The sequence below is a fragment of the Achromobacter sp. Marseille-Q4962 genome (assembly GCF_943737005.1).
Taxonomy (GTDB): domain Bacteria; phylum Pseudomonadota; class Gammaproteobacteria; order Burkholderiales; family Burkholderiaceae_B; genus Achromobacter.
In genome coordinates, this window is the sequence record NZ_CALSFU010000019.1 from 13152 (window position 1) to 37932 (window position 24781).

The 24781-nt window shown below is 69.6% G+C and carries 20 protein-coding genes; 13 read left to right on the forward strand and 7 right to left on the reverse strand.

What is annotated here, in order from left to right:
• Positions 1-57: 57 nt before the first annotated feature.
• The gene (locus NGJ44_RS17065; RefSeq protein WP_251864669.1) at positions 58-813 is read right to left on the reverse strand and encodes a copper resistance protein NlpE N-terminal domain-containing protein; all 756 of its coding nucleotides are present in this window, start codon (positions 811-813) and stop codon (positions 58-60) included.
• A 206-nt stretch (positions 814-1019) separates the two neighbouring features.
• On the opposite strand from NGJ44_RS17065, the gene NGJ44_RS17070 reads away from it, so the two are divergent.
• From NGJ44_RS17070 to NGJ44_RS17100, 7 genes are all read left to right on the forward strand, one after another.
• A complete protein-coding gene (locus tag NGJ44_RS17070) occupies positions 1020-1865 on the forward strand; it encodes a prepilin peptidase (protein ID WP_251864670.1) in 846 nt (281 codons plus the stop codon).
• Between the two features lie 16 nt (positions 1866-1881).
• Positions 1882-2499, forward strand: coding sequence for a dephospho-CoA kinase (coaE, locus tag NGJ44_RS17075; protein WP_251864671.1), 618 nt, complete (start codon positions 1882-1884; stop codon positions 2497-2499).
• Between the two features lie 75 nt (positions 2500-2574).
• A complete protein-coding gene (zapD, locus tag NGJ44_RS17080; protein WP_251864672.1) occupies positions 2575-3327 on the forward strand; it encodes a cell division protein ZapD in 753 nt (250 codons plus the stop codon).
• Between the two features lie 316 nt (positions 3328-3643).
• On the forward strand, positions 3644-5044 hold the full coding sequence (locus tag NGJ44_RS17085; RefSeq protein ID WP_082308378.1) for an MdtA/MuxA family multidrug efflux RND transporter periplasmic adaptor subunit: 1401 nt from the start codon (positions 3644-3646) through the stop codon (positions 5042-5044).
• 6 nt (positions 5045-5050) lie between these two features.
• Positions 5051-8149, forward strand: a complete 3099-nt coding sequence (locus NGJ44_RS17090) for an MdtB/MuxB family multidrug efflux RND transporter permease subunit (RefSeq protein ID WP_251864673.1) — start codon at positions 5051-5053, stop codon at positions 8147-8149.
• Positions 8146-11259 carry a multidrug efflux RND transporter permease subunit gene (locus NGJ44_RS17095; RefSeq protein WP_251864674.1) on the forward strand — a complete coding sequence of 1038 codons (3114 nt, stop codon included), beginning with the start codon at positions 8146-8148 and terminating at the stop codon, positions 11257-11259. Before NGJ44_RS17090 ends, NGJ44_RS17095 begins: the two co-directional genes overlap by 4 nt.
• The gene (locus NGJ44_RS17100) at positions 11256-12839 is read left to right on the forward strand and encodes an efflux transporter outer membrane subunit (RefSeq protein WP_251864675.1); all 1584 of its coding nucleotides are present in this window, start codon (positions 11256-11258) and stop codon (positions 12837-12839) included. Before NGJ44_RS17095 ends, NGJ44_RS17100 begins: the two co-directional genes overlap by 4 nt.
• A gap of 21 nt (positions 12840-12860) precedes the next feature.
• On the opposite strand, the gene NGJ44_RS17105 is transcribed toward NGJ44_RS17100, so the two are convergent.
• Positions 12861-13634 carry an SDR family oxidoreductase gene (locus NGJ44_RS17105; protein ID WP_053245315.1) on the reverse strand — a complete coding sequence of 258 codons (774 nt, stop codon included), beginning with the start codon at positions 13632-13634 and terminating at the stop codon, positions 12861-12863.
• Between the two features lie 142 nt (positions 13635-13776).
• Here NGJ44_RS17105 and NGJ44_RS17110 point away from each other — a divergent pair, with 142 nt between their 5' ends.
• Positions 13777-14679, forward strand: a complete 903-nt coding sequence (locus NGJ44_RS17110) for a LysR family transcriptional regulator (protein ID WP_053245314.1) — start codon at positions 13777-13779, stop codon at positions 14677-14679.
• 209 nt (positions 14680-14888) lie between these two features.
• Here NGJ44_RS17110 and NGJ44_RS17115 read toward each other — a convergent pair whose 3' ends face one another.
• The 5 genes from NGJ44_RS17115 to NGJ44_RS17135 form a co-directional block, all read right to left on the reverse strand.
• Positions 14889-15848, reverse strand: coding sequence for a Nudix family hydrolase (locus tag NGJ44_RS17115; protein WP_251864676.1), 960 nt, complete (start codon positions 15846-15848; stop codon positions 14889-14891).
• Positions 15841-16707 carry an ATP-binding protein gene (locus tag NGJ44_RS17120; RefSeq protein WP_053245329.1) on the reverse strand — a complete coding sequence of 289 codons (867 nt, stop codon included), beginning with the start codon at positions 16705-16707 and terminating at the stop codon, positions 15841-15843. Before NGJ44_RS17120 ends, NGJ44_RS17115 begins: the two co-directional genes overlap by 8 nt.
• Before the next feature lie 45 nt (positions 16708-16752).
• The gene (gene argJ / locus NGJ44_RS17125; protein ID WP_053245313.1) at positions 16753-17979 is read right to left on the reverse strand and encodes a bifunctional glutamate N-acetyltransferase/amino-acid acetyltransferase ArgJ; all 1227 of its coding nucleotides are present in this window, start codon (positions 17977-17979) and stop codon (positions 16753-16755) included.
• 111 nt (positions 17980-18090) lie between these two features.
• A complete protein-coding gene (locus NGJ44_RS17130) occupies positions 18091-19131 on the reverse strand; it encodes a hypothetical protein (protein WP_251864677.1) in 1041 nt (346 codons plus the stop codon).
• A 38-nt stretch (positions 19132-19169) separates the two neighbouring features.
• Entirely contained in the window at positions 19170-19664 is a 495-nt protein-coding gene (locus tag NGJ44_RS17135; RefSeq protein WP_053245317.1) for a MarR family winged helix-turn-helix transcriptional regulator, read from the reverse strand.
• A 352-nt stretch (positions 19665-20016) separates the two neighbouring features.
• On the opposite strand from NGJ44_RS17135, the gene NGJ44_RS17140 reads away from it, so the two are divergent.
• The 5 genes from NGJ44_RS17140 (at position 20017) to NGJ44_RS17160 (ending at position 24656) form a co-directional block, all read left to right on the forward strand.
• The gene (locus NGJ44_RS17140) at positions 20017-21180 is read left to right on the forward strand and encodes an ABC transporter substrate-binding protein (protein ID WP_053245318.1); all 1164 of its coding nucleotides are present in this window, start codon (positions 20017-20019) and stop codon (positions 21178-21180) included.
• Positions 21181-21278: 98 nt separating this feature from the next.
• Entirely contained in the window at positions 21279-22199 is a 921-nt protein-coding gene (locus NGJ44_RS17145) for a branched-chain amino acid ABC transporter permease (protein ID WP_251864678.1), read from the forward strand.
• A 2-nt stretch (positions 22200-22201) separates the two neighbouring features.
• A complete protein-coding gene (locus NGJ44_RS17150) occupies positions 22202-23167 on the forward strand; it encodes a branched-chain amino acid ABC transporter permease (RefSeq protein ID WP_251864679.1) in 966 nt (321 codons plus the stop codon).
• On the forward strand, positions 23164-23952 hold the full coding sequence (locus NGJ44_RS17155) for an ABC transporter ATP-binding protein (protein WP_053245320.1): 789 nt from the start codon (positions 23164-23166) through the stop codon (positions 23950-23952). The genes NGJ44_RS17150 and NGJ44_RS17155 overlap by 4 nt, the downstream gene beginning before the upstream one ends.
• Positions 23952-24656 carry an ABC transporter ATP-binding protein gene (locus NGJ44_RS17160; RefSeq protein ID WP_053245321.1) on the forward strand — a complete coding sequence of 235 codons (705 nt, stop codon included), beginning with the start codon at positions 23952-23954 and terminating at the stop codon, positions 24654-24656. The genes NGJ44_RS17155 and NGJ44_RS17160 overlap by 1 nt, the downstream gene beginning before the upstream one ends.
• Positions 24657-24781: the final 125 nt, after the last annotated feature.

The following is a 24781-nucleotide window of genomic DNA, read 5'->3' on the forward strand; positions in this document are numbered from 1 at the left end:
TCGGCGCAGCGGCTGCGGCCGACGCCTTTCAGCACGGCCCACGCCCGCGTGGCGGGTTCAGGGGCACTTGAGCGCGGGCGCCTTCGCCAGCTCGTCGATGGGGTCCAGGTCGGGCTGGCGGGTCAGGGTGTAGTTCAGGTTGGGCACCTGGCCGGCCACCGAGCGCACGCGCAGCACGTTGTTCTGCGACACGACGAACTCGGCGCGGGGGTTGCCCTGGCCGTCCATGAGAATGACGCGCGGCGGGTGTTCGGCGGTGGCGTCCCAGCAGCCTTGCTCGGCCAGGGGCGGCCCCTTCTTCGGGTCGTTGTCCAGGTAGGCCACGCGGCCGCGCCAGCGGCCGTTGGGCGCCAGCGTCAGCGTGACCCGCTGCGCCGTGCATTGCATGGCTGGCGAGAAACACGGCAGGGTGCCCATGTAGGTCTGCGGCTGGGGCACCAGCGCCTGGGCCGCCGCATTGACGCTGGGCGCCGGCGCGGGCGCCGGCTCGGTTTCGTTAGCGCCTTGTGGCACGGCCGTGCCGTCTTCGGTGGTTGGCGCGCCCGCCGCGGCGGCGGCGTTCTGCTGCTGCCTGTTGGGGGCGGGCGGCTTCAGGGCGATCTGCACCTGCGAGGGCGCGCGGATCACGCTGCGGTAGTTGGCGCCCGAACCCTGGGCTTGCGCATCGGTCACGGTGCTTTCGACCGGCGGGTCATAATAGCCCTCGGTCTTTTGCTGGGCGCAGCCTGTCATGCCCAGCGCCGCGCCCACCAGCAGCAGTCCGGTAATGCCTGGTTTGCGGGGGCGGGTAAGGTATTCTGCGCGCGCGGTCATGGCAGCTTGTCCGGTGAGTTGAGTCTGTCTCCGATTTTACGCATTTATGCGAAGATTCGGAGAGATTTCCCCGTTGCAATCGAGGTCCGCGGGCTTACGCCATTCTCCTGTATGCACAATTTACGACACGCGCCGGCGGGAGGTCCCGCCGTTGCGCGCAACGGCTCGAAGCGGGCGCGCGCGGCGGCCCGCGCGGCGTGGGCGCAATGACGCTCTGGCACGAAGCCGCCGTCCCGCTTGCCTGGTTTGTCGCGGCCGCCGCGCTGCTCGGCCTGGCAGTGGGCAACGGCCTTGCCGTCCTGAGCCGCCGGCTGCCGCGCGCCATGGAGCGCGAGTGGCAGGCCCAGATCGACGAGGCGGCGGGAGGCGCGGCGCGCGCCGCCGCTGCGCGCTGCGCGCCGCCCGCGCCTTGCCCGCAATGTGAATCCTGGAGGCCCTGGGGCGCGCGCCTGCCCCTGGCGAGCTGGCGCCGCCGTGAAGACTGCCCGGGCTGCGGCGCGCGCGCAGGCTGGCGTTATCCTGTGCTGGAAACGCTGTCCTGCCTGCTGTTCGCCGCCTGCGCGTGGCGCTTCGGCCCGGCGCCCATCGCGCTGTGCGCCATGGCGCTGGTGGCGGCGCTGCTGCTGCTGGCCTGGATCGATATCGAAACCTCGCTGCTGCCCGACGCGCTGACGCTGCCGCTGCTCTGGGGCGGACTGCTGGTCAACCTCGACGGCGGGTTCACCTCGCTGCGCATGGCGGTGCTGGGCGCGGCCGCGGGCTATGGGTTCCTGTGGCTGGTGTTCCATGTCTTTCGCCTGTGCACGGGCCGCGAAGGCATGGGATTCGGCGATTTCAAGCTGCTGGCCGCGCTGGGCGCCTGGTTCGGCCTGGAGGCACTGCCGCTGCTGCTTCTGGTGGCGTCGCTGGCGGGGGTGCTGGGAGGCGGCGCGCTGGCGCTGCAAGGCCGCGCGGCGCGCGGGCAGGCCCTGCCGTTCGGGCCGTATCTGGCGCTGGCGGGGCTGGCGGTGCTGTTCCTGGGCGGCGAGCCCGGCCTGTGGCGCATTCTCTGACGTAGCGGGAGGACACATGTACAAGATCGGCCTGACGGGCGGCATCGGATCGGGCAAGACGCGCGTGGCGGACATGCTCGGCGAATGGGGCGCATCCATCGTGGATACCGACGAGATCGCGCGCGCGCTGACCCTGCCGGGCGGCGCGGCCATGCCCGCCCTGGCGCGCGAGTTCGGCCCCGGCGCGGTGGCTGCCGACGGCTCGCTCGACCGGGCCTGGATGCGCGAGCGCGCATTCGCCGATCCGCAGGCGCGGCAACGGCTCGAAGGCATTCTGCATCCGCTCATCGGCCACGAAACCGAGCGCCAGGCGCAGGCCGCGCGCGGCGCGTACCTGGTGTTCGTCGTGCCGCTGCTGGTGGAGTCGCTGCCGCGCTGGAGGCCGCGGCTGGACCGCATCTGCGTGGTCGATTGCGACCCCGACACGCAGGTGGCGAGGGTGCGGGCCCGCAGCGGGCTGACGGAGGCTGCCATCCGGCGTATCATGGCGGCACAGGCTGCGCGGGCAAGCCGGCTGGAAGCCGCCGACGACATCATCGTCAACGATGGCGCCACCACGCCGGAGCAATTGCGCGCGCAGGCAAAAGACCTGCATGACCGCTGGTTGACACTGGCGAGCGCCACGGGCCGGTGAACCGCGGGTTCGGCCGGGCTCTCATCTCGACCTCCGGCTGCCGGCCGATTCACTACTGACGGGCCTGTATCAAGCGTGATTGTTTTCGAATACCCCTTCAATGAGCGCATCCGTGCGTATCTGCGGCTGGAATACCTGTTCGACAGGCTGTTCTTCTTTGCGCGCGAGGGAGATTCCAGACAGCACCAGGTCGCGGTCGCCTCGCTTTTCGATCTGCTCGACGCCTGCGAGCGCACCGACGTGAAAAGCGCGCTGCTGCAGGACCTGGAGCGCCAGCGTCTGGCGCTGGTCGGGCTGCGCGAGCACCCCGGCGTGGCGCAGGACGCGCTCGAAAGCATGCTGCGCGAAATGGAAAAAGTCAGCGCCGCGCTGGCCGCGCCCGGCAAGACGGGCCAGTCGCTGCGTGAAAACGAATGGCTGACCAGCCTGCGGGGGCGGCTCACCGTGCCCGGCGCCGCCACCCAGGTCGACATGCCTTCTTACTATGCCTGGCAGCACAAATCCGAGGCCGCGCGCTGCGCCGACCTGCAGAACTGGATCGCTCCCTTCATTCCCCTGTACGACGGCCTGACGCTGGCCCTGCGGCTGCTGCGCGAATCCGGCCGCAAGACGGACGTGGTGGCCGAGGCGGGCGCATACCAGCAGATGCTGGGCGGCAAGCAGTACCAGCTCCTGCGCGTCTGGGTCGACCGCGCCACCGGCGCCTTTCCCGAGATCAGCGCCAACAAGTACATGGTCTGGATACGCTTTTCCACCCAGGACGGCGAGTTCAAGCCCCAGCAGGTCGCGCGCGACATTCCATTCCAGATGACGCTTTGCGCGGTGTGAATGGGGCCCGCCCCGTAGCGCCTTCGGTGCTTCCCCCCACCCCCCGAGGGCGGCGCCGGTTCTTGTGGACGGGATGCGCAATTGCGGGAAGACACTGGCGCTCTGCGGAGTTCCGGGTCGGTCATTCTTGAGGGAGCCGGTCGGCAGCGGGCATGCGCGGGTCGGCGGATAGAGTGTCCCCAATTTTCTTGTGTTTTCAGCCGCTTGCGGGGGCGGATTCCTGTTGCGGGGTATTTCAGCGACGGAGCGCGGCGGGGCAATTCAGGATCGGGTAGTAGACAATACGGCTTTCTCCGACCGAGCCCATACGCAAGCGATGTCCGATAGCCGTTCTGTTGACACCCCTTCCCGCCGTTGGAGCCGAGGCCGCATCGTCGGCCTGCTCGTGGTCCTGCTCGTCGTGGCCGGCATTGCCTGGCTGGTGCTGCGGCCTTCGTCCCGCTCCGGGGGGCAGGGATTCGGGCCGCGGGGCGGCATGGCGGGCATGCCCAGCATGGCGGTGCCGGTGCGGGTGGCCAGCGCCGTCACCCAGGACATCGACATCTACCTGAAGTCGCTGGGCACGGTGACGGCCTACAACACCGTGACGGTGCGCAGCCGGGTGAGCGGCGAGCTGGTCGAGGTGGCTTTCCAGGAAGGCCAGAAGGTGAAGGCGGGCGACCTGCTGGCCCAGGTGGACCCGCGCGCGTTCCAGGTGGCGCTGGCGCAGGCGCAGGGGCAGCAGATGCAGAACCTGGCCCAGCTCGAGAACGCGCGCCGCGACCTGCAGCGCTACCAGACCCTCTACAAGCAGGACTCCATTGCGCGGCAGCAGGTCGATACCCAGGCCGCGCTGGTCCGCCAGTACGAAGGCTCGGTCAAGAGCGACCAGGCCAACGTGGACAATGCCAAGCTTCAGCTCGAGTACGCGCGCATTACCGCGCCCATCAGCGGGCGGCTGGGCCTGCGCCAGGTCGACAAGGGCAACCTGGTGTCGAGCGCCGACACCAACGGGCTGGTGGTCATTACCCAGACCCAGCCGATCTCGGTGGTGTTCACGCTGCCCGAGACGCAGCTGCCCGAAGTGCGCGAGCAGCTTGCGGCCGGCCGCAAGCTGGCGGTGGACGCCTACGACCGCGCCGACACGCACCGTATCGCCACCGGCACGCTGGAAACCCTGGACAACCAGATCGACGTCACCACCGGCACGCTCAAGCTCAAGGCGCGTTTCGACAACGAAGACGATGCGCTGTTTCCCAACCAGTTCGTCAACGCCCGCCTGCACGTGACCACGCGCAAGAACGCCACCGCCATCCCCGTGGCCGCCGTGCAGCAGGGCTCGGCCGGCTCGTATGTGTTCCTGGTCCAGGAAGACAACACCGTGCAGGTGCGCCAGGTGAAGCTGGGGCCGATCAACGGCGGCATGGTGGCCGTGAACGAGGGGCTGAAGCCGGGCGACCGCGTGGTGACCGAGGGCACCGACCGCCTGCGCGCGGGGGCCAAGGTCGAGGTGGTGACCAGTTCCGACGTGATCCCGTCGTCCTCCGACCAGAACCTGGGCGCCGGGGCGCCGGCGGGCACCACGCCGGCCACGCGGCCGCGCTCGCGCCATGGGGCGGGCGAACGGCCCCAGGGCGGCCAGGGAGGCGCCGGCCCGGGCGGCAACGCGCCGGCCAGCGGCAATGCACCGGCCGCCGGCAACGCGCCGGCCAACACCAACGCGCCCGCTTCCAGGTAAGCCGCCGTGAGTCCGTCGCGCCTGTTCATCCTGCGGCCGGTGGCCACCACGCTTTCCATGGTGGCCATCCTGATCGCGGGGTTCATCGCCTACCGCCTGTTGCCCGTGTCGGCGCTGCCGGAGGTGGACTACCCCACCATCCAGGTCGTCACCTTGTACCCGGGCGCCAGCCCGGACGTGATGACCTCGCTGGTCACTTCGCCCCTGGAGCGGCAGTTCGGGCAGATGCCCGGCCTGAACCAGATGTCGTCGACCAGCTCGGGCGGCGCGTCGGTCATCACCCTGCAGTTCAACCTCTCGCTGTCGCTGGACGTGGCCGAACAGCAGGTGCAGGCGGCCATCAATGCGGCGTCCAACCTGCTGCCCGGCGATCTGCCGGTGCCGCCCACGTACAACAAGGTGAACCCGGCCGACGCGGCGGTGCTGACGCTGGCCGTGACCTCGCCCACCATGCCGCTGCCCCAGGTGCGCGACCTGGTGGATACGCGCGCGGCACAGAAGCTGTCGCAGATTCCCGGCGTGGGGCTGGTGAGCGTGGCGGGCGGCCAGCGTCCCGCCGTGCGCGTGCAGGTGAATCCGCAGGCGCTGGCCGCCAACGGGCTGTCGCTGTCCGACCTGCGCACCGCCGTGGTGGGCGCCAACGTCAATCAGCCCAAGGGCAATCTGGACGGGCCGCTGCGTTCCACCACCATCAACGCCAACGACCAGCTCAAGACGCCCACCGACTACAACGATCTCATCATCGCGTACAAGAACAATGCGCCGCTGCGCCTGTCGGACGTGGCGCGCGCCGTGGAAGGCGCGGAGGACGTGCGCCAGGCGGCATGGGTGGGCGACAAGCCGGCCATCCTGCTCAACATCCAGCGCCAGCCCGGCGCCAACGTGATCGAGGTGGTGGACCGCGTGCGGGCGCTGCTGCCGCAGCTGCGGGCCGCGCTGCCGGCCACGCTCGACCTCACCGTGGTGTCCGACCGCACCCAGACCATCCGCGACTCGGTGGACGACGTGCAGTTCGAGATGCTGCTGGCCATCGCGCTGGTGGTGATGGTGACCTTCGTCTTCCTGCGCAGCCTGACGGCCACGCTGATTCCCAGCGTGGTGGTGCCGCTGTCGCTGGTGGGCACCTTCGGCATCATGTACCTGGCGGGGTTCTCCATCAACAACCTCACCCTCATGGCGCTCACCATCGCCACGGGCTTCGTGGTGGACGACGCCATCGTGATGATCGAGAACATCGCGCGCCACATCGAAGAGGGCGAGACGCCATTGCAGGCCGCGCTCAAGGGCGCTTCGCAGATCGGGTTCACGCTGATCTCGCTCACCTTCTCGCTGATCGCGGTGCTGATCCCGCTGCTCTTCATGCAGGAAGTGGTGGGCCGGCTGTTCCGCGAGTTCGCCGTCACCCTGGCCGTGGCCATCCTGATCTCGCTGGTGGTGTCGCTGTCGCTCACGCCGATGATGTGCGCGCGGCTGCTGCGCGCCGAGTCGGAGCAGAAGCACGGGCGCTTCCACCAGATGACGGGGGCCTTCATCGACCGCGTCATCGCGGGCTACGACCGCATGCTGCAGGTCGTGCTGCGCCACCAGCCGCTGACCCTGCTGGTGGCGCTGGCCACGTTCGCCCTGACCGTGCTGCTGTACATCCTCATTCCCAAGGGGTTCTTCCCGCAGCAGGACACCGGCCTCATCCAGGCCATTACCCAGGCGCCGCAGTCGATCTCGTTTACCGCGATGTCCGAGCGGCAGCGCGAGGCGGCGCGCCTGGTGCTGGAAGACCCGGACGTCGAGGCGGTGTCGTCGTTCATCGGCGTGGACGGCAGCAACCCCACGCTGAGCGCGGGCCGCATGCAGATCGCGCTCAAGCCACAGGCCGAGCGGCAGGGCAACCTTGCGGAAGTCATGGAGCGCCTGCGCCAGTCGCTCTCGCGCCAGAACGGCCTCACGGTGTACATGCAGCCGGTGCAGGATCTCACCATCGAAGACCGCGTCAGCCGCACGCAGTACCAGATGACGCTTTCCAACCCCGACCTGTCGGTGCTGAGCCTGTGGACGCCCAGGCTGGTGGAGCGCCTGAGCCAGCTGCCCGGCCTGAAGGACGTGACCGACGACCTCCAGGACGAGGGCCTGCAGACCTGGGTGGAAATAGACCGGGACGCCGCCTCGCGCCTGGGCATCACCGCCTCCGTGATCGACGAGGCGCTGTACAACGCCTTCGGCCAGCGCCTCATCAGCACCATCTTCACCCAGTCCAACCAGTACCGCGTGGTGCTGGAAGTGCAGCCGCAGTTCCAGATGACGCCCTCCGCGCTGGGCCAGCTGCACGTGCCCACTTCCTCGGGCGGACAGGTGCCGCTGTCGTCGGTGGCGCGCATCACCGAGGGCAAGACCGTGCTGGCCGTGAACCGGCTGGACCAGTTCCCCATGGTGACGGTGTCGTTCAACCTGGCGCCCGGCGCCTCGCTGTCGGACGCGGTGGAGGCCATCAAGGCGGCCGAGACGGAAATCGGCCTGCCCGCCAGCGTGGAGACGCGCTTCCAGGGCGCGGCGCTGGCGTTTCAGAATTCGCTGTCCAGCACGCTGCTGCTGATCCTGGCCGCCGTCGTCACCATGTACATCGTGCTGGGCGTGCTGTACGAAAGCTACATCCACCCCATCACCATTCTCTCGACGCTGCCCTCGGCCGGCGTGGGCGCGCTCCTGGCGCTGCTCATCAGCGGCACCGAGCTCGACATGATCGGCATCATTGGCATCATCCTGCTGATCGGCATCGTGAAGAAGAACGCCATCATGATGATCGACTTCGCGCTGGACGCCGAGCGCAAGCGCGGCCTGCCGCCGCGCGAAGCCATCCACGAGGCTGCGCTGCTGCGCTTTCGCCCGATTCTCATGACCACGCTGGCCGCCCTGTTCGGCGCGCTGCCGCTGATGCTGTCCACCGGCACCGGCGCGGAGCTGCGCCAGCCCCTGGGCCTGGTGATGGTGGGCGGCCTGCTGGTGTCGCAGGTGCTCACGCTCTTCACCACGCCGGTCATCTACCTGATGTTCGACCGCTTCGCGCGGCGTAGCGGCGCGGCGGCGGCCGGTCGCGCCGGAGAGGTTTCATGATCCTGTCGGCGCCGTTCATCGCCCGGCCGGTCGCGACCACGCTGCTGAGCCTGGCGGTCGTGCTGGCCGGCATGCTGGCGTTTTTCCTGCTGCCGGTCGCGCCCTTGCCGCAGGTGGACATCCCCACGATCTCGGTGTCGGCCAGCCTGCCGGGCGCCAGCCCGGAAACCATGGCGTCCAGCGTGGCCACGCCGCTGGAGCGCTCGCTGGGCAGCATCGCGGGCGTGACGGAAATGACGTCGAGCAGCTCGCAGGGGTCCACCCGCATCACCCTGCAGTTCGACCTGAGCCGCGACATCGACGGCGCGGCCCGCGACGTGCAGGCCGCCATCAACGCGGCTCGCTCGCTGCTGCCGACCAGCCTGCGCAGCAATCCGACCTACCACAAGGCCAATCCGTCGGATGCGCCCATCATGACGCTGGCCATGACCTCCGACACGCTGTCGCTGGGCCAGCTTTACGACGTGGCCTCGACCATCGTGGCGCAGAAGCTGTCGCAGGTGGACGGCGTAGGCGAGGTGACGGTGGGCGGCAGCTCGCTGCCCGCCGTGCGCGTCACCGTGCTGCCGGGGGCGCTGGCCAACCGCGGCGTCTCGCTCGACGAAGTGCGTACAGCGCTGTCCAACGCCAACGCCAACCGGCCCAAGGGCGTGCTGGAGAACGACCGCTACCACTGGCAGATCATGGCCAGCGACCAGCTCAGCCGCGCCGAGCAGTACCGGCCGCTCATCGTGGCCTGGCGCGACGGCGCGCCGGTGCGGCTGTCGGACGTGGCCAAGGTCGAGGACTCGGTCGAAGACCTGTATCAGACCGGCTTCTACAACGACCGCAAGGCCATTCTCATGATCGTGCGCCGGCAGGCCGACGCCAATATCATCGAAACCGTGGACGCGGTGCGCGCGCAGTTGCCCACGCTGCTGGCGCTGATGCCGGCCGACGTGACGCTCAGCGTGGCGCAGGACCGCACGCCCAGCATCCGCGCCTCGCTGCACGAGGCCGAACTGACGCTGGTGATCGCCGTGGGCCTGGTGGTGCTGGTGGTGCTGCTGTTCCTGCGGCGCTGGCGCGCCGCGCTGATTCCCAGCATCGCGGTGCCGGTGTCGCTGATCGGCACGTTCTGCATCATGTACCTGTGCGGCTTCACGCTGAACACCATTTCGCTGATGGCGCTCATCGTGGCCACGGGCTTCGTGGTGGACGACGCCATCGTGGTGCTCGAGAACATCATGCGCCACGTGGAGAACGGCATGTCGCCCATGCGGGCGGCGCTGCGGGGCTCGCGCGAAGTGGGCTTCACCGTGCTTTCCATGAGCCTGTCGCTGGTGGCGGTGTTCATCCCCATCCTGCTGATGGGCGGGGTGGTGGGGCGCCTGTTCCGGGAGTTCGCGGTCACGCTGTCGGCGGCCATCATGGTGTCGCTCGTGGTGTCGCTCACCCTCACGCCCATGATGTGCGCGCGCCTGCTGCGCCCCGAGCCGGAACAGCACCGGCCGCCCGGCCCGCTGGCGCGCTGGGCCGAGCGCGGCTTCGCCGCCATGCAGGACGGCTACCGGCGCAGCCTGGCCTGGGCGCTGGCGCACGGCCGCCTGATGATGCTCTCGCTGGCCTGCGCCATCGGGCTCAATGTCTACCTGTACGCCGTGGTGCCCAAGGGGTTCTTTCCGCAGCAGGACACGGGCCAGATCCTGGGCTTCTTCCGGGTGGACCAGGGCACCTCGTTCCAGGCCACCGTGCCCAAGCTCGACGCGCTGCGCCAGGTTGTGCTGGCCGACCCCGCCGTGCAGAGCATGACCGGCTATGCCGGCGGGCGCGGCGGCAGCAACAGCAGCTTCATGCAGATTCAGCTCAAGCCGCTGGAGGAGCGCAAGGTGTCGGCCGACGTGGTCATCAACCGCCTGCGCGGCCGGCTGCAGAACATGCCGGGCGCGCGCATGTTCCTGGTGTCGCAGCAGGACATCCGCATCGGCGGGCGCCAGAGCCAGGGTTCGTACTCCTACACGCTCATGTCGGGCGACCTGCAGCTCCTGCGCGCCTGGATGCCCAAGGTGCAGCAGGCCATGGCGCGGCTGCCCGAGATCACGGACGTGGACACCGACGTGGAAGACAAGGGCCGCGAGATCAACCTCGTCATCGACCGCGAAGCGGCCACCCGGCTGGGCGTGAGCATGGCCACCATCTCGGCCGTGCTGAACAACTCGTTCAGCCAGCGGCAGGTTTCGGTGATGTACGGGCCGCTCAACCAGTACCACGTGGTGATGGGCGTGGAGCCGCGCTTTGCGCAGGACATCGATTCGCTCAAGCAGGTCGAGGTGATCACCTCGGAGGGCGCGCGCGTGCCGCTGTCCGCCTTCACGCGCTTCGAGTACGCCAACGCGCCGCTGAGCGTGCAGCACCAGGGGCTGTTCGTGGCCGATACGGTGTCCTTCAGCCTGGCGCCCGGCGTGTCGCTGGGCCAGGCCACGGCCGCCATCGACGCCGCCGTGGCGCGCCTGGGCCTGCCATCCGACCAGATCCAGGCCGGCTTCCAGGGCACGGCCGCCGCCCTGCAGCAGACGCTGTCGCAGCAGCCCTGGCTGATCCTGGCCGCGCTGGTCACCATGTACATCGTGCTGGGCATTCTGTATGAGAGTTTCGTGCATCCGCTCACGATTCTCTCCACGCTGCCTTCGGCGGGCCTGGGGGCGCTGCTGGCGCTGCAGGTGCTGCGCTACGATTTCACGCTGATCGCGCTGATCGGGGTGTTCCTGCTCATCGGCATCGTCAAGAAGAACGCCATCATGATGGTGGATTTTGCGCTGGAGGCCGAGCGCGGGCAGGGCATGGCGCCGCGCGAGGCCATCTTCCAGGCCTGCCTGACGCGCTTCCGTCCCATCATGATGACCACCATGGCCGCCATCTTCGGCGCGCTGCCCCTGGTGCTGGCCACCGGGGCGGGCGTGGAGATGCGCCAGCCGCTGGGCATTACCATTGTGGGCGGCCTGGTGCTCAGCCAGATCCTCACGCTTTACACCACGCCGGTGGTTTATCTCTACCTGGACCGTTTCCGCCTGTGGGCCGCGCGCGGGCGCGCCCGCCAGGACGGCGCGGCCGCAACACCAGAACAACCATGATCGACCACGCCAAGCCGCAACCTCGAACTCCTTCCGTCCGGGCCGCTTCGGCCGGCGCTGCCCGGACCGCGCTGACGCGGGCCGTCCTGGCCGCGGCGCTGTGCGCGGCGCTGGGCGCCTGCGCCGTGGGGCCGGACTACCAGCGGCCCGTGCTGGACGTGGGCGCCGCCTACAAGGAGGGTCAGGACGCGGTGCCGGGCTGGAAGCGCGCCGAGCCGCGCGACCAGGCCGAGCGCGGCCAGTGGTGGCGGGTGTACGACGACCCGGTGCTCGACAGCCTGGTGGACCGGCTCAACGCCTCGAACCAGACCATCGCGCAGGCCGAAGCCAACTACCGCGAGGCCATCGCCCTGGTGCGCAACGCGCGCGCCGGATTCTTCCCCACGGTGGGCGCGTCGGCGGGCGTGACCCGCTCCGGCAGCGGCGGAGGGCAGAGCGGCTCCTCGTCGGTGTCGGGCAGCCAGGTGTCCAACCAGTACACCCTGGCCGGCAGCGTGAGCTGGGAGCTGGATGTCTGGGGCAAGGTGCGGCGCTCGGTGGAGGCATCCCAGGCCAGCGCCTCGGCCAGCCTGGCGGACCTTGCCGCCACGCGCCTGAGCGCTCAGGCGGCGCTGGTGACGGCCTATCTGCAGTTGCGCGTGCTCGACGAACAGAAGCGCCTGCTCGAAGACACGGTGGCCGCTTACGAGCGTTCGCTGCAGCTCACGCAGAACCGCTACGCGGCCGGGGTGGCCGGCCTGTCGGACGTGGCCGTGGCGCGCACCCAGCTCGAAAGCACCCGCGCGCAGTCGCTGGACCTGGACTGGCAGCGCGGCCAGTACGAGCACGCCATCGCGGTGCTGATGGGGCAGGCGCCTTCGCGTTTTTCGCTGGCGGCCAGGCCGTTTACGCTGCAATTGCCCGAGATTCCGCTCAGCCTGCCGTCGGAACTGCTGGAGCGGCGGCCCGACGTGGCGGCGGCCGAGCGGCGCGCCGCGGCGGCCAACGCGCAGATCGGCGTGGCGCAGTCGGCCTGGTTTCCCAGCCTGACGCTGTCGGCCGACGGCGGCTTTCGCAACGGGCAGTTCGCCGAGCTGCTGACCGCGCCGGCGCGCTTCTGGTCGCTCGGCCCGGCGCTGGCGATGACGATCTTCGACGGCGGCGCGCGCCAGTCGCAGATCGAGCAGGCGCGGGCGGCCTACGACGCGCAGGCCGCCGCCTACCGGCAGGCCGCGCTCACCGGCCTGCGCGAGGTGGAAGACTATCTCATCCAGCTGCGCGTGCTGGCCGATGAGCAGACGGTGCAGCGCCGCGCGCTGGAGGCGGCGCGCGAATCGCTGCGCCTGATCCAGAACCAGTATCAGGCCGGCATGGTGGACTACCTGAGCGTGGCCACCGTGGAGGCGGCCGCGCTGAGCAGCGAGCGCAACGCGCTCAGCCTGCTGAGCAACCGGCTGGTGGCCAGCGTGAATCTCATCGTGGCCCTGGGCGGCGGCTGGGAGGGGCTGGAAGCTGCGGCCTCCGCGGCGTCGGCCGCCCCGCCCGCCGCTTCCGCCGCGCCGGCGGACGCGGCCCCGCCGCCCGCTTCGCCCGCCGGTTGAGGGCGGACGCGCCGCGGCGGCCTACCTGGTGGTGTAGCCGCCGTTGATGAGCAGGGTCTGCCCGGTGATCCACCAGCCTTCGGACACCAGGAAACGGATGAAGGGCGCCACGTCCTCGATGTCCGTGAGGCCGGTGCGAGAAAAGGCCGACAGCGCCGCCGCGGTCTTGTGATACGCCACGGCGTCCGCGCCTTCGGCCGGATAGAAGAAGGGTGTGTCCATCGGGCCCGGCCCGACCGCCGTGACCGAAATGCCGCGCGCGCCGAATTCCTTGGCGGCCGCGCGGGTGTAGTGCTCCACCGGCGCCTTGGTGCCGGCGTAGGCGGCATAGCAGGGCGTGAACGCGCCCAGCAGCGAAGTCACCAGGGTGCAGATCTTGCCGTTGTCGCGCAGCCGGCGCCCGGCTTCCTGCAGGAAAAAGAACGCCGTCTTGGCGTTCACGTCGGACATCTCGTCGTACTCGGCCTCGGTGACTTCGGCAATGGGCTTCTTCAGCACCTTGCCCACCGTATTGATGGCGATGTCGAACTGGCCCAGCGCGGCCTGCGCCTCGTCGTACAGCCGCGTCATCGCGGCGGCCGAACGCAGGTCGCCCTGGAAGGCGGCCGCCTGCGCGCCGGCCTTTTGCACTGCGGCCACCGTGGCCTCGGCGTCCGCGCGGGCGGCATCGCTGTTGTAGTGGATGGCGATGGCGCGCGCGCCGTGCGCGGCCAGGTCGCGGGCGATGAGGCCGCCCAGGTTTTTCGCGCCGCCCGCAATGAGGACGGTCTTGCCTTGAATGCTGTGGTCTGCCATGTCGGGCTCCGCTTCGGTTCAGGAGAGAGGCGGGCCGCCTTGCGCGGTGCCCGCATGGCTTCGATGATATATTCCAGAAAAATGGCATAAATCATGTATTTCTGGTTGCTCTATACAGAAATTACGAACAAAACAGCCCGCTGTGGACCGCATCGATCTTTTTCGCGTCTTCGCCCGCGTGGTGGAGTGCGCCAATTTCACGCGCGCCGCCGACACGCTCGGCCTGCCGCGTTCGACGGTTTCCGCCGCCGTGCAGGAGCTGGAAGGCCGGGTGGGCGCGCGCCTGCTCAACCGCACGACGCGCCAGGTCGCGCCCACGCGCGAAGGAGAGCTGTTCTACGAACGCTGCCTGCGGCTGGTGGCCGACATGGAAGAAACCGAAAGCCTGTTCCGCCGCGACGCGGGCCCGGCGGGCCTGCTCAGGGTGGACGTGCCCGGCCGCATCGGCAGGCTCATCGTGGCGCCGGCCCTGCCGGACTTTCTCGAACGCCATCCCAGGCTGCAACTGGCCCTGGGCATGAGCGACCGCCCCGTGGACCTGGTGGGCGAGGGCGTGGACTGCGCGCTGCGCGTGGGCCGGCTGGGCGACTCCGGCCTGTATGCGCGGCCGCTGGGCGAACTCGCGCTCATCAACGTGGCCAGCCCCGCCTATCTGGCGCGGCACGGCGTGCCGGCGCACCCGGCCGAGCTGGACGCGCACTGGGCGGTGCACTATGCGCCGCCGGCAAGCGGGCGGCCCGCGCCCTGGGAATGGATGGAAGACGGCGCGTTGCGCACCCGGCCGCTGCCCGGCCGCGTCATCGTGGACAACGCCGAAGCCTACATCGCCTGCTGTCTGGCGGGCCTGGGCCTGATCCAGATCCCGGCCTACGACGTGCGCGACGCGCTGCGCGCCGGCGACCTGGTGGAAGTCATGCCCGCCCACCGCGCCGCGCCCATGCCCATGACCCTGCTCTACACCCACCGCCACCCGCCCTCGCGCCGCGTGCAGGTATTCGCCGGCTGGCTGGAAGAACTGATGGCCGGCGCCTGCGCGCCCGAGTAACCGCCACGCCGCCTCAGCAGCGGCCGGCTCCTTGCCCCTTTTTCAGAAGAACCCCGTCCCAACGACCGGGGAGAATGCAGCGCCCCACCGCAAATCCCCCGTCACCGAACAACGGCGCCTTTCCCACCAGCGCGGATCCGGCTTTGCCGGTCCGCCGGCGCGCCCCCTTTGAGGGGGAAGCGCCGCAGGCGCTTCGGGGGTGGGCTCCCCTAAACCCCCCGTATCCCCGCAATCCCATGCCCGCCATGGCGTAGCGCCTGGGACAGGGTGGCGGCCGACTGGCCGCCCAGCGCGAAAACGGGAAGGCCCGCATCGCGGATGCCGGCCTCGAACCCCTCCCAGCCCAAGGTGGGAGCGCCGGGATGCGAGGCGGTGTCGAGCACGGGGCCGAGCACGGCGAAGTCCGCGTCCAGGTCGCGGGCGTGCAGGACCTCGGCGTTGTCATGCGCGGACACGCCCACCAGCGCGCCATCGGGCAGGGCGGGGCGGGCGGAGAGCCCGGCCGCGTCGGCCGCGCGCAGGTGCACGCCGTCGGCTTCGCGCCACCAGGCGGCGGGGTGCGCGCTGTTGACCAGCACCCGCGCGCCCTGCGCCTTGCAGCGCCTGAGCACTTGCTGGAGCAATTCATGCAGCGAAGTGGCGGCCGGGCCGTCCGGCCATGCGGGCTCGCGGAACTGGAAGAGCCTCACGCCGCGCGCCAGGGCGGCGTCCAGCCGGCCCAGGTAGGCCGCCGCGCCCGCGCGCGAGCCGGCCGAGCTGATGCTGTAGGCGGTGGGCAATTGCAGCCAGCGCAGCGGCGGCAGGGCGGCGGGCAGCAGGTCGCCGACCTCGGCCGCGCGCGCGGGGTCCACCCATTCGAGGCGCTGGTTCTCCAGGCCCTTGGGTTCGCCTTCCCAGCCCGTGACGTGGCAGAAAGCCAGGCGCACCGTGGTGTGCGGGTAGGCATGCACGTAGGTGACCCAGCGCCGCGACTGCGTCACGCGGATGCCGATTTCTTCCTGCAGCTCGCGCGCCAGCGCCTCCAGCACCGTTTCGCCGGGCTCGAGCTTGCCGCCCGGCAGCTCCCACCAGCCGGCCCAGGGCTTGCCCTCGGGGCGCTGGCCCAGCAGCAGCTTGCCGTCGCTGCGCAGGATCAGGCCGGCGGCTACGTCGACGATCTTCTCAGACATGGCGGGCCGCCCAGTCGCGCGCGAATTGGTAGGCCACGCGGCCCGAGCGCGAGCCGCGCTCCAGCGTCCATTGCAGGGCTTCGGTGCGCGAGGCCTCCACGTGCTCCTCGGGGCAGCCCAGCTCGCGCAGCCAGTGGTAGACGATGTCCAGGTAGTCGTCCTGCTTGAAGGGATAGAACGACAGCCAGAGCCCGAAGCGCTCGGACAGGGAAATCTTTTCCTCGACGGTTTCGCCGGGGTGGATCTCGCCGTCGGCCTGGTGCCTGGCCTGCAGGTTCTCGCTCATGTATTCGGGCATGAGGTGGCGGCGATTGGAGGTGGCGTAGATGAGCACGTTGTCGCCCGAGGCGGCCACCGAGCCGTCCAGCACCGATTTCAGCGCCTTGTAGCCGGCTTCGCCTTCCTCGAAGGACAGGTCGTCGCAGAACACGATGAAGCGCTCGGGGCGGGAGGCGACCAGCTCGACGATGTCGGCCAGGTCGCCCAGGTCGGATTTGTCCACTTCGATCAGGCGCAGCCCGCGCCCGGCGTAGGCTGCCAGCATGGCCTTGACCAGCGAGCTCTTGCCGGTGCCGCGGGCTCCGGTCATGAGCACGTTGTTGGCGGGCTTCTTCTCGATGAACTGCTGCGTGTTGCGGTCGATGATGGATTTCTGCCGCTCGATGTGCTGCAGGTCGTCGAGCTCGATGCGCGCGACGTGGCGCACGGCGTCCAGCCAGCCGCGCGAGCCGCGCTTGCGCCAGCGGAAGGCGTGGGCGGTCCAGTCGATGTCGGGGGGAGCCGGCGGCAGCCAGGCTTCCAGTTGGGCCAGCACGCGTTCGGCGCGCTGCAGGAGCGAGGAATAGTCGGTTGCGGTCACGGTGTCTTCCAATGGAGCGGCGGCGGCGGGCCGCCGCCGGCGCGGTCAGGAGCGGTAGTCGGCGTTGATGGACACGTAGTCGTGCGAGAAGTCGCAGGTGTAGACGGTGTCGCTGGCCTGGCCGCGGCCCAGCGCGATGCGCACCCGGATCTCGGGCTGCTTCATGACGCGCTGGCCGTCGGCTTCCTGGTAGTCGGGGTTGCGGCCGCCGTCCTTGGCCACCAGCACGTCGTCCAGCCACAGCCGGATGCGCGAGACGTCCAGGTCGTCGATGCCGGCGTAGCCGATGGCGGCCAGGATGCGGCCCAGGTTGGGGTCGGAGGCGTAGAAGGCGGTCTTGACGAGCGGCGAATGCGCCACGGCGTAGGCCACCTTGAGGGCCTCCTCGACGTTGCCGGCCTCCTCGACGCGGATGGTCATGAACTTGGTGGCGCCTTCGGCGTCGCGCACGATCTTCTGAGCCAGTTCCAGCGCGGCGGCGGCCAGCGCCTCGCGCACCTCGGCATAGCCGGGGTCGGTTTCGGCGTCGATGTTCAGGCCCGACTTGCCCGTGGCGATGAGAATGAAGGAGTCGTTGGTGGAGGTGTCGCCGTCCACCGTGATGCGGTTGAACGAGGCGTCGGCGATCTCGCCGGCCATCTTGCGCAGCAGCGGCTGGGCGATGCCGGCGTCGGTGGCCAGAAAGCTCAGCATGGTGGCCATGTTGGGGCGGATCATGCCCGCGCCCTTGCTGATGCCGGTAAAGGTGACGGTCTTGCCGCCGATGGCCGCCTTGCGCGAGGCGATCTTGGGCAGGGTGTCGGTGGTCATGATGCCGTGGGCCGCGGCGAACCAGTGGTCGGGGCCCAGGTCGGCGATGGCGGCGGGCAGGCCGGCCACCAGGCGGTCCAGCGGCAGCGGTTCGAGGATGACGCCGGTGGAGAAGGGCAGCACCTGATCGGCCGGCACGCCCAGCAGCCTGCCCAGCTCGGCGCAGGTGTCCTGCGCCTTTTTCAGGCCCTCGGCGCCGGTGCCGGCGTTGGCGTTGCCGGTGTTGATGACCAGCGCGCGGATCGGGCCGTTCTTGGCCAGATGGGCCTGGCAGACCTGCACCGGCGCGGCGCAGAAGCGGTTGCGCGTGAACACGCCCGCCACGCTGGCGCCTTCGGCCAGGCGGAAGACGGTCAGGTCGCGCCGGTTGGCCTTGCGGATGCCCGCCTCGGCTACGCCGATTTCGACGCCGGCGACTGGAAAGATTTCGGACTCGGAGGGGATCTGCAGGTTAACGGCCATGACTTCGTCTCATGAATGAGCAGGACGGATACGCCGCCGGACCAGGGGCGGCGCGCGGGGGAAAGCTTCGTATTATCCCACCGCCGGGCGCGGGGGGCCGGCGGCGGCGGGTCAGGGCGCGAGCCGCACCGTGGCCACGTCCAGCACGCCGGCCTCGCGGTTGGTGAGCACCGCCCGCAGCGTGCCGTCGGGCGACTGCAGCACCGACTTCCCGGCCGCCACGTCGCCGCCGCCCGCCTGGCGCGCGGCGCGTCCGCGCGACGGCGAGAAAAGCAGGTCGCCGGCCTGCGCGCCGGCCAGGCCGGGCGCGGCCGACAGCACCCGGGTGCCGGTGGGATAGGTGAGGTCGCCCAGCGTGGTTTCGCGGGCCAGCAGGCCCTCGAAGCGGGTTCTGCGGCGGCTGGCGTCGAGTTCGAGGTCGACCTTCAGCAGCGGCATGCCGCCGATGTCCAGCGCTTCGCTGCCCTCGGTGCGCAGCAGCCAGCGCGGCGCGCCCGAGGCGGGGTCGGGCGCGCCGCCGATGGCGTCGTCGCGCAGCTTCAGCCAGGCGCCGGCGGGCACGGGCTGCCCGTCCAGGGTGTTGCCGATGGCCAGGTGGCAGCTTTCGAAGCGCGGCTCGCCGCCGCGCATCACGAATTCGACGCGATGGCCGTGCGCGCAGAGCCAGCCCTCCTGGGCCTGGTCGCGCTCGATCTCGGCCGACAGCATCTCGGGCCGCTTGCCGCTGGGCGGGTAATGGAAGAGGCGGGTGGCTTCCAGCCCGCCGATGCGCGCGGGCTGGCCGGCGGGAAAGGCGGCGAGGTCGAAAGAGGAGAGGTCGCCCGGCCGGGCCAGCCGCAGCGTGCTGCCGGCCGGCATGTCCACGCCGGCCAGGCGGGTGGCCTGCGCGAGCTGGGCGCTGCGCCCGGCGTCGGCTTCGGCGTCGCGTTGCGCCGCGAGCCACAGGCTGAATTGCTGATAGGGAAAGACCAGGCCCACCAGGGCCAGCAGCGCCATGAGCAGCCCGCCGGCGCGGCGGTGCCCGCCCAGCCAGAGCCGGGCGCTGCGGCTGGTGGCCAGCACGGCCAGCCAGGTCAGCAGCGTGCTGAGGCAGGCCAGGGAGGCCGCCATCAGTACGTAGAAATTGCCGCCAGGAAGTGAAACCGGGATCATGGCGGCAATTATGCGCCAAACCCCAGGAGGCGCGGCGCTCAGGAGCGTGACGATTCGGAGCGCGTGGCCACCACCTGCAGCTTCAGCTCGCCCAGCGCCTGGTAGAGCGCGTTGCGGCTGGCCTCGGGCATGTCGCCCAGCATGCCTTTCACCCAGGACTCGTGGGCGCGCGCCATGCGGGCGAAGATCTTCTTGCCCTGCGGCGTGAGCTTGATGAGCGAGCTGCGGCGGTCGGACTCGACCTTGGTGCGCACCACCAGCCCTTCTTTCTCGAGCTGGTCGGTGATGCCCGTGATGTTGCCGTTGGTGACCATCATGTGGCGCGACAGCTCGCCCATCTTCATGCCCTTGGGCGCGCGCTGCAGTTGCGCCATGAGGTCGAAGCGCGGCAGCGTGGTGTCGAACTCGTTGCGCAGCCGGCTGCGGATCTCGCTTTCGATGAGATTGCAGCAGGTGAGCATGCGCAGCCACAGCCGCAGCGCATGATGATCGTCGGGCGCTGCGCGGGATTCGAGATCGGGAGCGTCAATCATGGCGTGGGTCCGTACCGTGGGAGCGGAAGGGCGCGCGCGGATCGCGAAGCTTGAGCGCGGGCGGGATGTCGGGTACTGTCCGACCAGCGCCATGGCGCAAGGCGGAGACAGCGAAGGCGAAAAGGGTAACCATGACGGTAGTTTATTGGTAAAAACCCTAGACTTGTTTTGCCTGATACTTTAAACCTAAACTATGCTGCGCGCCACTTTTCCCCATGCCGCAATGCGGGAGCGGTGTTGCAGGCGCCGGTCTTGCCAGGGTCTTGCAGGCCCCGCCGGGCCGGCAGAAGTCTTTCGAACCGCAATTTACAAGAACACCCCTCTGCGCGGCTCGCGCACGGAGAAAACCACCATGCGTTTCATCACTTCCTTCCTCGCCGCCGCCGCGCTGGTTCCGGCCCTCGCGCAGGCGGACGCCATCAAGGTCGGCATCGCCAACGACATCTCCGGCCCCTTCTCGGCGCTGGGCGCCGAGGCCCGCGACGGTTTCAACCTCGCCATCAAGCAGCTGGGCGGCAAGCTGGGCGGCCAGCCCGCCGAATTCCTGCAGACCGACATGGGCGGCAACCCCGACCAGGCCCGCCAGCTCGTCACCCGCTACATCCAGCGCGAGAAGATCGATTTCTTCACGGGCCCCATCGGCTCCAACGTGGCGCTGGCCGTGGGCCCGGCGCTGTTCGCGGCCAAGGTGCCGTACCTGTCCAACAATCCCGGCCCCAGCCAGCTCGCCGGCGCGCAGTGCAACCCCTACTGGTTCGGCACGTCGTACCAGAACGACGCCTTTCACGAGGCGGCGGGCAAGGTGGCGGCCGACCGCGGCTACAAGAAGATGTTCATCATGGCGCCGGACTACCCGGCGGGCAAGGATGCCCTCACGGGCTTCAAGCGCGGCTACAAGACGCCGCCGGCCGACGAGGTGTACACCAAGCTCGGGCAGATCGACTACGCGGCCGAGCTGGCGCAGATCCGCGCCGCCAAGCCCGATGCGGTCTACATCTTCCTGCCCGGCGGCATGGGCATCAATTTCGTCAAGCAGTTCGTGTCGGCCGGCCTGTCGCAGAGCATCAAGCTCATCGGCCCGGGCTTCTCGGCCGACGAGGACGTCATCCAGGCGGTGGGCGAGCCCATGCTGGGCATGTACAACACGGCGCAGTGGGCGCACGACCTGGACGTGCCGCAGAACAAGGCTTTCGTCGCGGCCTTCCGCAAGGAATACAACGGCCGCTATCCGTCGGTGTACGCCGCCCAGGCTTATGACGTCATCATGGCCATGGATGCGGCCGTCAAGCAGGCCGGCGGCAAGGCCGCCGACCGCCAGGCCATCGTGAAGGCGCTCGAAAAGGCCGACTACCCCTCGGTGCGCGGCAGCTTCACCTACGGCAAGAACCACTATCCCATCCAGGCCTACTACCTGCGCGTGGTCGACAAGGACGCCGACGGTCGCATCACCAACAAGCTGGTGGGCAAGGTGTTCGACCAGTACCAGGACGTCTACGTGGGCGACTGCAAGCTCTGACCGGGCGCCGCCGGCGGGCTCGCGCCCGCCTGCTTCCGCGCGGACCAGGCATCGAAGGCACGCGGGCCGCAAACAGGCCCGCGGCAAGGGGAAGCTTCATGACGTTCACGCTCATCCTCGAGCAACTGCTGAACGGTCTGCAATTCGGATTGATGCTGTTTTTGATCGCGGCCGGCCTCACCCTGGTGTTCGGCATCATGGACATCATGAATCTGGCGCACGGCTCGCTCTACATGGCGGGTGCCTACGTCGCGGCCGAAACCATGCAGCGCACGGGTTCTTTCACCGCCGCGGTGCTGGTGGCCGCGCTGGCCACCGGCGCGGTGGGCCTGGCGCTGGAGCTGGCGCTCGTGCGGCGGCTGGCGCTGCGCGACCACCTGGCGCAGGTGCTGGGAACCTACGCCGTCATTCTCATCGCCAACGACCTGGTCAAGATGATCTGGGGGCCGGCCCCCGTCATGCTCAACATGCCCGCCGCCCTGTCGGGGCCGGTGCGGCTGTTGCCCGACCTGTTGTACCCGGCCTATCGCCTGATGATCATCGTGTTCGGGGTGCTCGCGGCGGCGGGATTGTACTGGTTCGTGACGCGCACCCGGGCCGGCGTGCTGGTGCGGGCGGGCGCCTCCAACCGGCAGATGGCCACGCTCATGGGCGTGCGCGTGCCCCTGCTGTTCCTGGGCGTGTTCGTGCTGGGCGCCATGCTGGCCGCCGTGGCGGGCGCGCTGCTGGGGCCGCTGACCTCGGTGCAGATCGGCATGGGCGAGGAAATCCTCATCCTCGTGCTGGTATGCATTGTGATCGGCGGCATCGGGTCGATCCGCGGCGCGTTCGTGGGGGCGTTGCTGGTGGGCATGGTGGACACGGCGGGCCGGGCCTTCCTGCCCATGCTGCTGCGCCAGGTGTTTTCTCCCGCGGTGGCCTCCAGCGTCGGCCCGACGCTGGCCGCCATCGCGATCTACGTATTGATGGCGGTCGTGCTGGTGTTCCGGCCTTCCGGCCTGTTTCCGGCGCGCGGCTGACCATGAGCAGAACCACAGTCTGGTCCCTGGCCCTGCTGGCGCTGCTGGCGGCGTTTCCGTTGGTCGCGCCCATGCTCGGTCTGGATTTCTACGTTTCCTTCGTGCGGCGCGTGCTGATCTACGCGCTGGCCGCCACCAGCCTGAACCTCATCCTGGGCTATGGCGGCATGGTGGCGCTGGGCCACGCCGCCTTCGTGGGCGCCGGCGCCTACGCGGTGGGCATCCTGGGCACCCTGGGGGTGGATTCGGCGCTGGTGAGCTGGCCGGCGGCGGTGGCGCTGGCCGCGCTGCTGGCCTTCGTCACCGGGGCCGTCTCGCTGCGCACGCGGGGCGTGTACTTCATCATGATTACGCTGGCGTTCGCGCAGATGCTGTTCTACATATTCATTTCGCTGCGCCAGTACGGCGGCGAAGACGGCCTGAACCTGCCCGGCTATTCCACGCTGCCGGGGCTGGACCTGGCCAATGACGTGTCCTTCTACTATCTCGTGCTGGCGATTTTCGCGCTGGCCATGTGGGCCTTCGGCCACGTGACGGCCTCGCGCTTCGGCATGGCGCTGCAGGGCGTGCGCGAAAACGAGTCGCGCATGGAGTCCATGGGCTATCCCGTTTACCGCATCAAGCTCACCGCCTTCACGATCAGCGGCGCGGCGGCCGGCCTGGCGGGCGCGCTGCTGGCCAACCATAACCTTTTCATCTCGCCCAGCATCATGCACTGGACGCAGTCGGCCAACCTGCTGATCATGGTGCTGGTGGGCGGCATCGGCCTGCGCTACGGCGGCGTGGCGGGGGCGGTGGTCATGCTCGTGCTGGAGGAAGCCCTGAGGCTCTGGACCGAATACTGGCATCTGCCGCTGGGCATTCTGCTGCTGTGCGTGCTGTTCGGCGCGCCGCGCGGGCTGGCCGGGCTGTTCGGCCCGCTGTTCGCCGGGCGCGCGGCGCCGCGATCCGGAAAGGCGGGCCCATGAACGCCGCCGTTTCCTCCGCGCCCGCCCTGCAGGCCAGCGGCCTGGTGCGCCGCTTCGGCGCGCTGGTGGCCACCGACCATGTCTCGCTCACGCTGAACCCGGGCGAGATCCATGCGCTCATCGGCCCCAACGGCGCGGGCAAGTCCACGCTCATCCACCTGCTGTCGGGCACCCTGGCGGCCGACGAGGGCCGGCTGATGCTGGGCGGGCGGGACATCACCGCTCTGAACGCCCACCAGCGGGTGGCGGCGGGCCTGTCGCGTTCGTTCCAGATCACCCATATCTTCAAGCAGTCCAGCGTGCTGGACAACCTGGCGCTGGCGGTGCAGGCGCATTCGGGCAGCAGCTTCCGCTTCTGGAGGCCGCGCGCGGCCGACACCGCGCTGTACGACCAGGCGCGCGAGCTGGCGCGCGAATGCGCCATCGACCCGGCCCTGCTGGGCAGGCCGGCGGGCACCCTGCCGCACGGCGAGCAGCGCAAGGTGGAGTTCGCGCTGGCGCAGGCGGCCCGGCCCAGCGTGCTGCTGCTGGACGAGCCCATGGCGGGCATGGGGCCGGACGAAACCCTGCGCCTGACCGAACTCATCGAAACCCAGCGCGGCCAGGCCGCCATGCTGCTGGTGGAACACGATATGCAGGCCGTGTTCCGGCTCGCCGACCGGATCTCGGTGCTGGTGTACGGGCGCGTCATCGCGACCGGCACGCCGGACGAGATCCGCGCCAATCCCGAAGTGCGGCAGGCCTACCTGGGCGATGACGAAACCGACGCCAAGGAGACCGCCTGATGCTGGCCATTGAATCGGTGCAAAGCGGCTACGGCGCCAGCCAGGTGCTGTTCGGCGTGAGCCTGGAGATCGGCGCCGGGCAGGTGGTGACGCTGCTGGGGCGCAACGGCATGGGCAAGACCACGCTGCTGCGCACGCTGTTCGGCCAGTTGCCGCTGCGCGGCGGCAGGATGCGCTTTGCCGGCCAGGACATCGGCGGCTGGAGCCCGGACCGCATCGCGCGCCTGGGCATGGCCATCGTGCCCGAGGGGCGGCAGTGCTTTCCCAACCTCACGGTGCGCGAACACCTGACGGCGTTCGCCGACCGCCGCAACCCCGACATCGGGCGGCCCTGGACGCCCGAACGCGTATTCGAGCTTTTTCCCCGCCTGGCCGAGCGCGCCCGCAACATGGGCAACCAGTTGTCGGGCGGAGAACAGCAGATGCTCGCCATCGGCCGGGCGCTGGTCACCAACCCGAGATTGCTGATCCTGGACGAGGCCACCGAGGGCCTGGCGCCGCGCATCCGGGAAGAAATATGGAACTGCCTGGCGCGCCTGCGCGAGGCGGGACAAACCATTCTTGTCATCGACAAATATGTGGAAAGATTGCTCCGGCTGGCCGACCGGCACGTCATCCTGGAGCGCGGCAAGGTGGTGTGGGCGGGCGATTCGGCCGCCCTGGACGCCGACCGGGGCTTGTGGGAACGGTATCTGGGGGTGTAGCGGGAAAGCCGCAGAATGCGCGCCCGTCCGGACCGCACGGAGAAACAAAGAGAAATAAATTGAAATATATGTTGCGTCTTCGCAATGAAAGCGGGCCGTCCGCGGGGCGCTCGTATACACCTGTT

Bases quoted from the DNA above. Each gene is read 5' to 3' on its own strand.
- NGJ44_RS17065 (WP_251864669.1), bottom strand. From the start codon at position 813: ATGACCGCGCGCGCAGAATACCTTACCCGCCCCCGCAAACCAGGCATT.
- NGJ44_RS17070 (WP_251864670.1), top strand. From the start codon at position 1,020: ATGACGCTCTGGCACGAAGCCGCCGTCCCGCTTGCCTGGTTTGTCGCG.
- coaE (WP_251864671.1), top strand. From the start codon at position 1,882: ATGTACAAGATCGGCCTGACGGGCGGCATCGGATCGGGCAAGACGCGC.
- NGJ44_RS17085 (WP_082308378.1), top strand. From the start codon at position 3,644: ATGTCCGATAGCCGTTCTGTTGACACCCCTTCCCGCCGTTGGAGCCGA.
- NGJ44_RS17095 (WP_251864674.1), top strand. From the start codon at position 8,146: ATGATCCTGTCGGCGCCGTTCATCGCCCGGCCGGTCGCGACCACGCTG.
- NGJ44_RS17100 (WP_251864675.1), top strand. From the start codon at position 11,256: ATGATCGACCACGCCAAGCCGCAACCTCGAACTCCTTCCGTCCGGGCC.
- NGJ44_RS17105 (WP_053245315.1), bottom strand. From the start codon at position 13,634: ATGGCAGACCACAGCATTCAAGGCAAGACCGTCCTCATTGCGGGCGGC.
- NGJ44_RS17115 (WP_251864676.1), bottom strand. From the start codon at position 15,848: ATGTCTGAGAAGATCGTCGACGTAGCCGCCGGCCTGATCCTGCGCAGC.
- argJ (WP_053245313.1), bottom strand. From the start codon at position 17,979: ATGGCCGTTAACCTGCAGATCCCCTCCGAGTCCGAAATCTTTCCAGTC.
- NGJ44_RS17130 (WP_251864677.1), bottom strand. From the start codon at position 19,131: ATGATCCCGGTTTCACTTCCTGGCGGCAATTTCTACGTACTGATGGCG.
- NGJ44_RS17135 (WP_053245317.1), bottom strand. From the start codon at position 19,664: ATGATTGACGCTCCCGATCTCGAATCCCGCGCAGCGCCCGACGATCAT.
- NGJ44_RS17140 (WP_053245318.1), top strand. From the start codon at position 20,017: ATGCGTTTCATCACTTCCTTCCTCGCCGCCGCCGCGCTGGTTCCGGCC.
- NGJ44_RS17145 (WP_251864678.1), top strand. From the start codon at position 21,279: ATGACGTTCACGCTCATCCTCGAGCAACTGCTGAACGGTCTGCAATTC.
- NGJ44_RS17150 (WP_251864679.1), top strand. From the start codon at position 22,202: ATGAGCAGAACCACAGTCTGGTCCCTGGCCCTGCTGGCGCTGCTGGCG.
- NGJ44_RS17155 (WP_053245320.1), top strand. From the start codon at position 23,164: ATGAACGCCGCCGTTTCCTCCGCGCCCGCCCTGCAGGCCAGCGGCCTG.
- NGJ44_RS17160 (WP_053245321.1), top strand. From the start codon at position 23,952: ATGCTGGCCATTGAATCGGTGCAAAGCGGCTACGGCGCCAGCCAGGTG.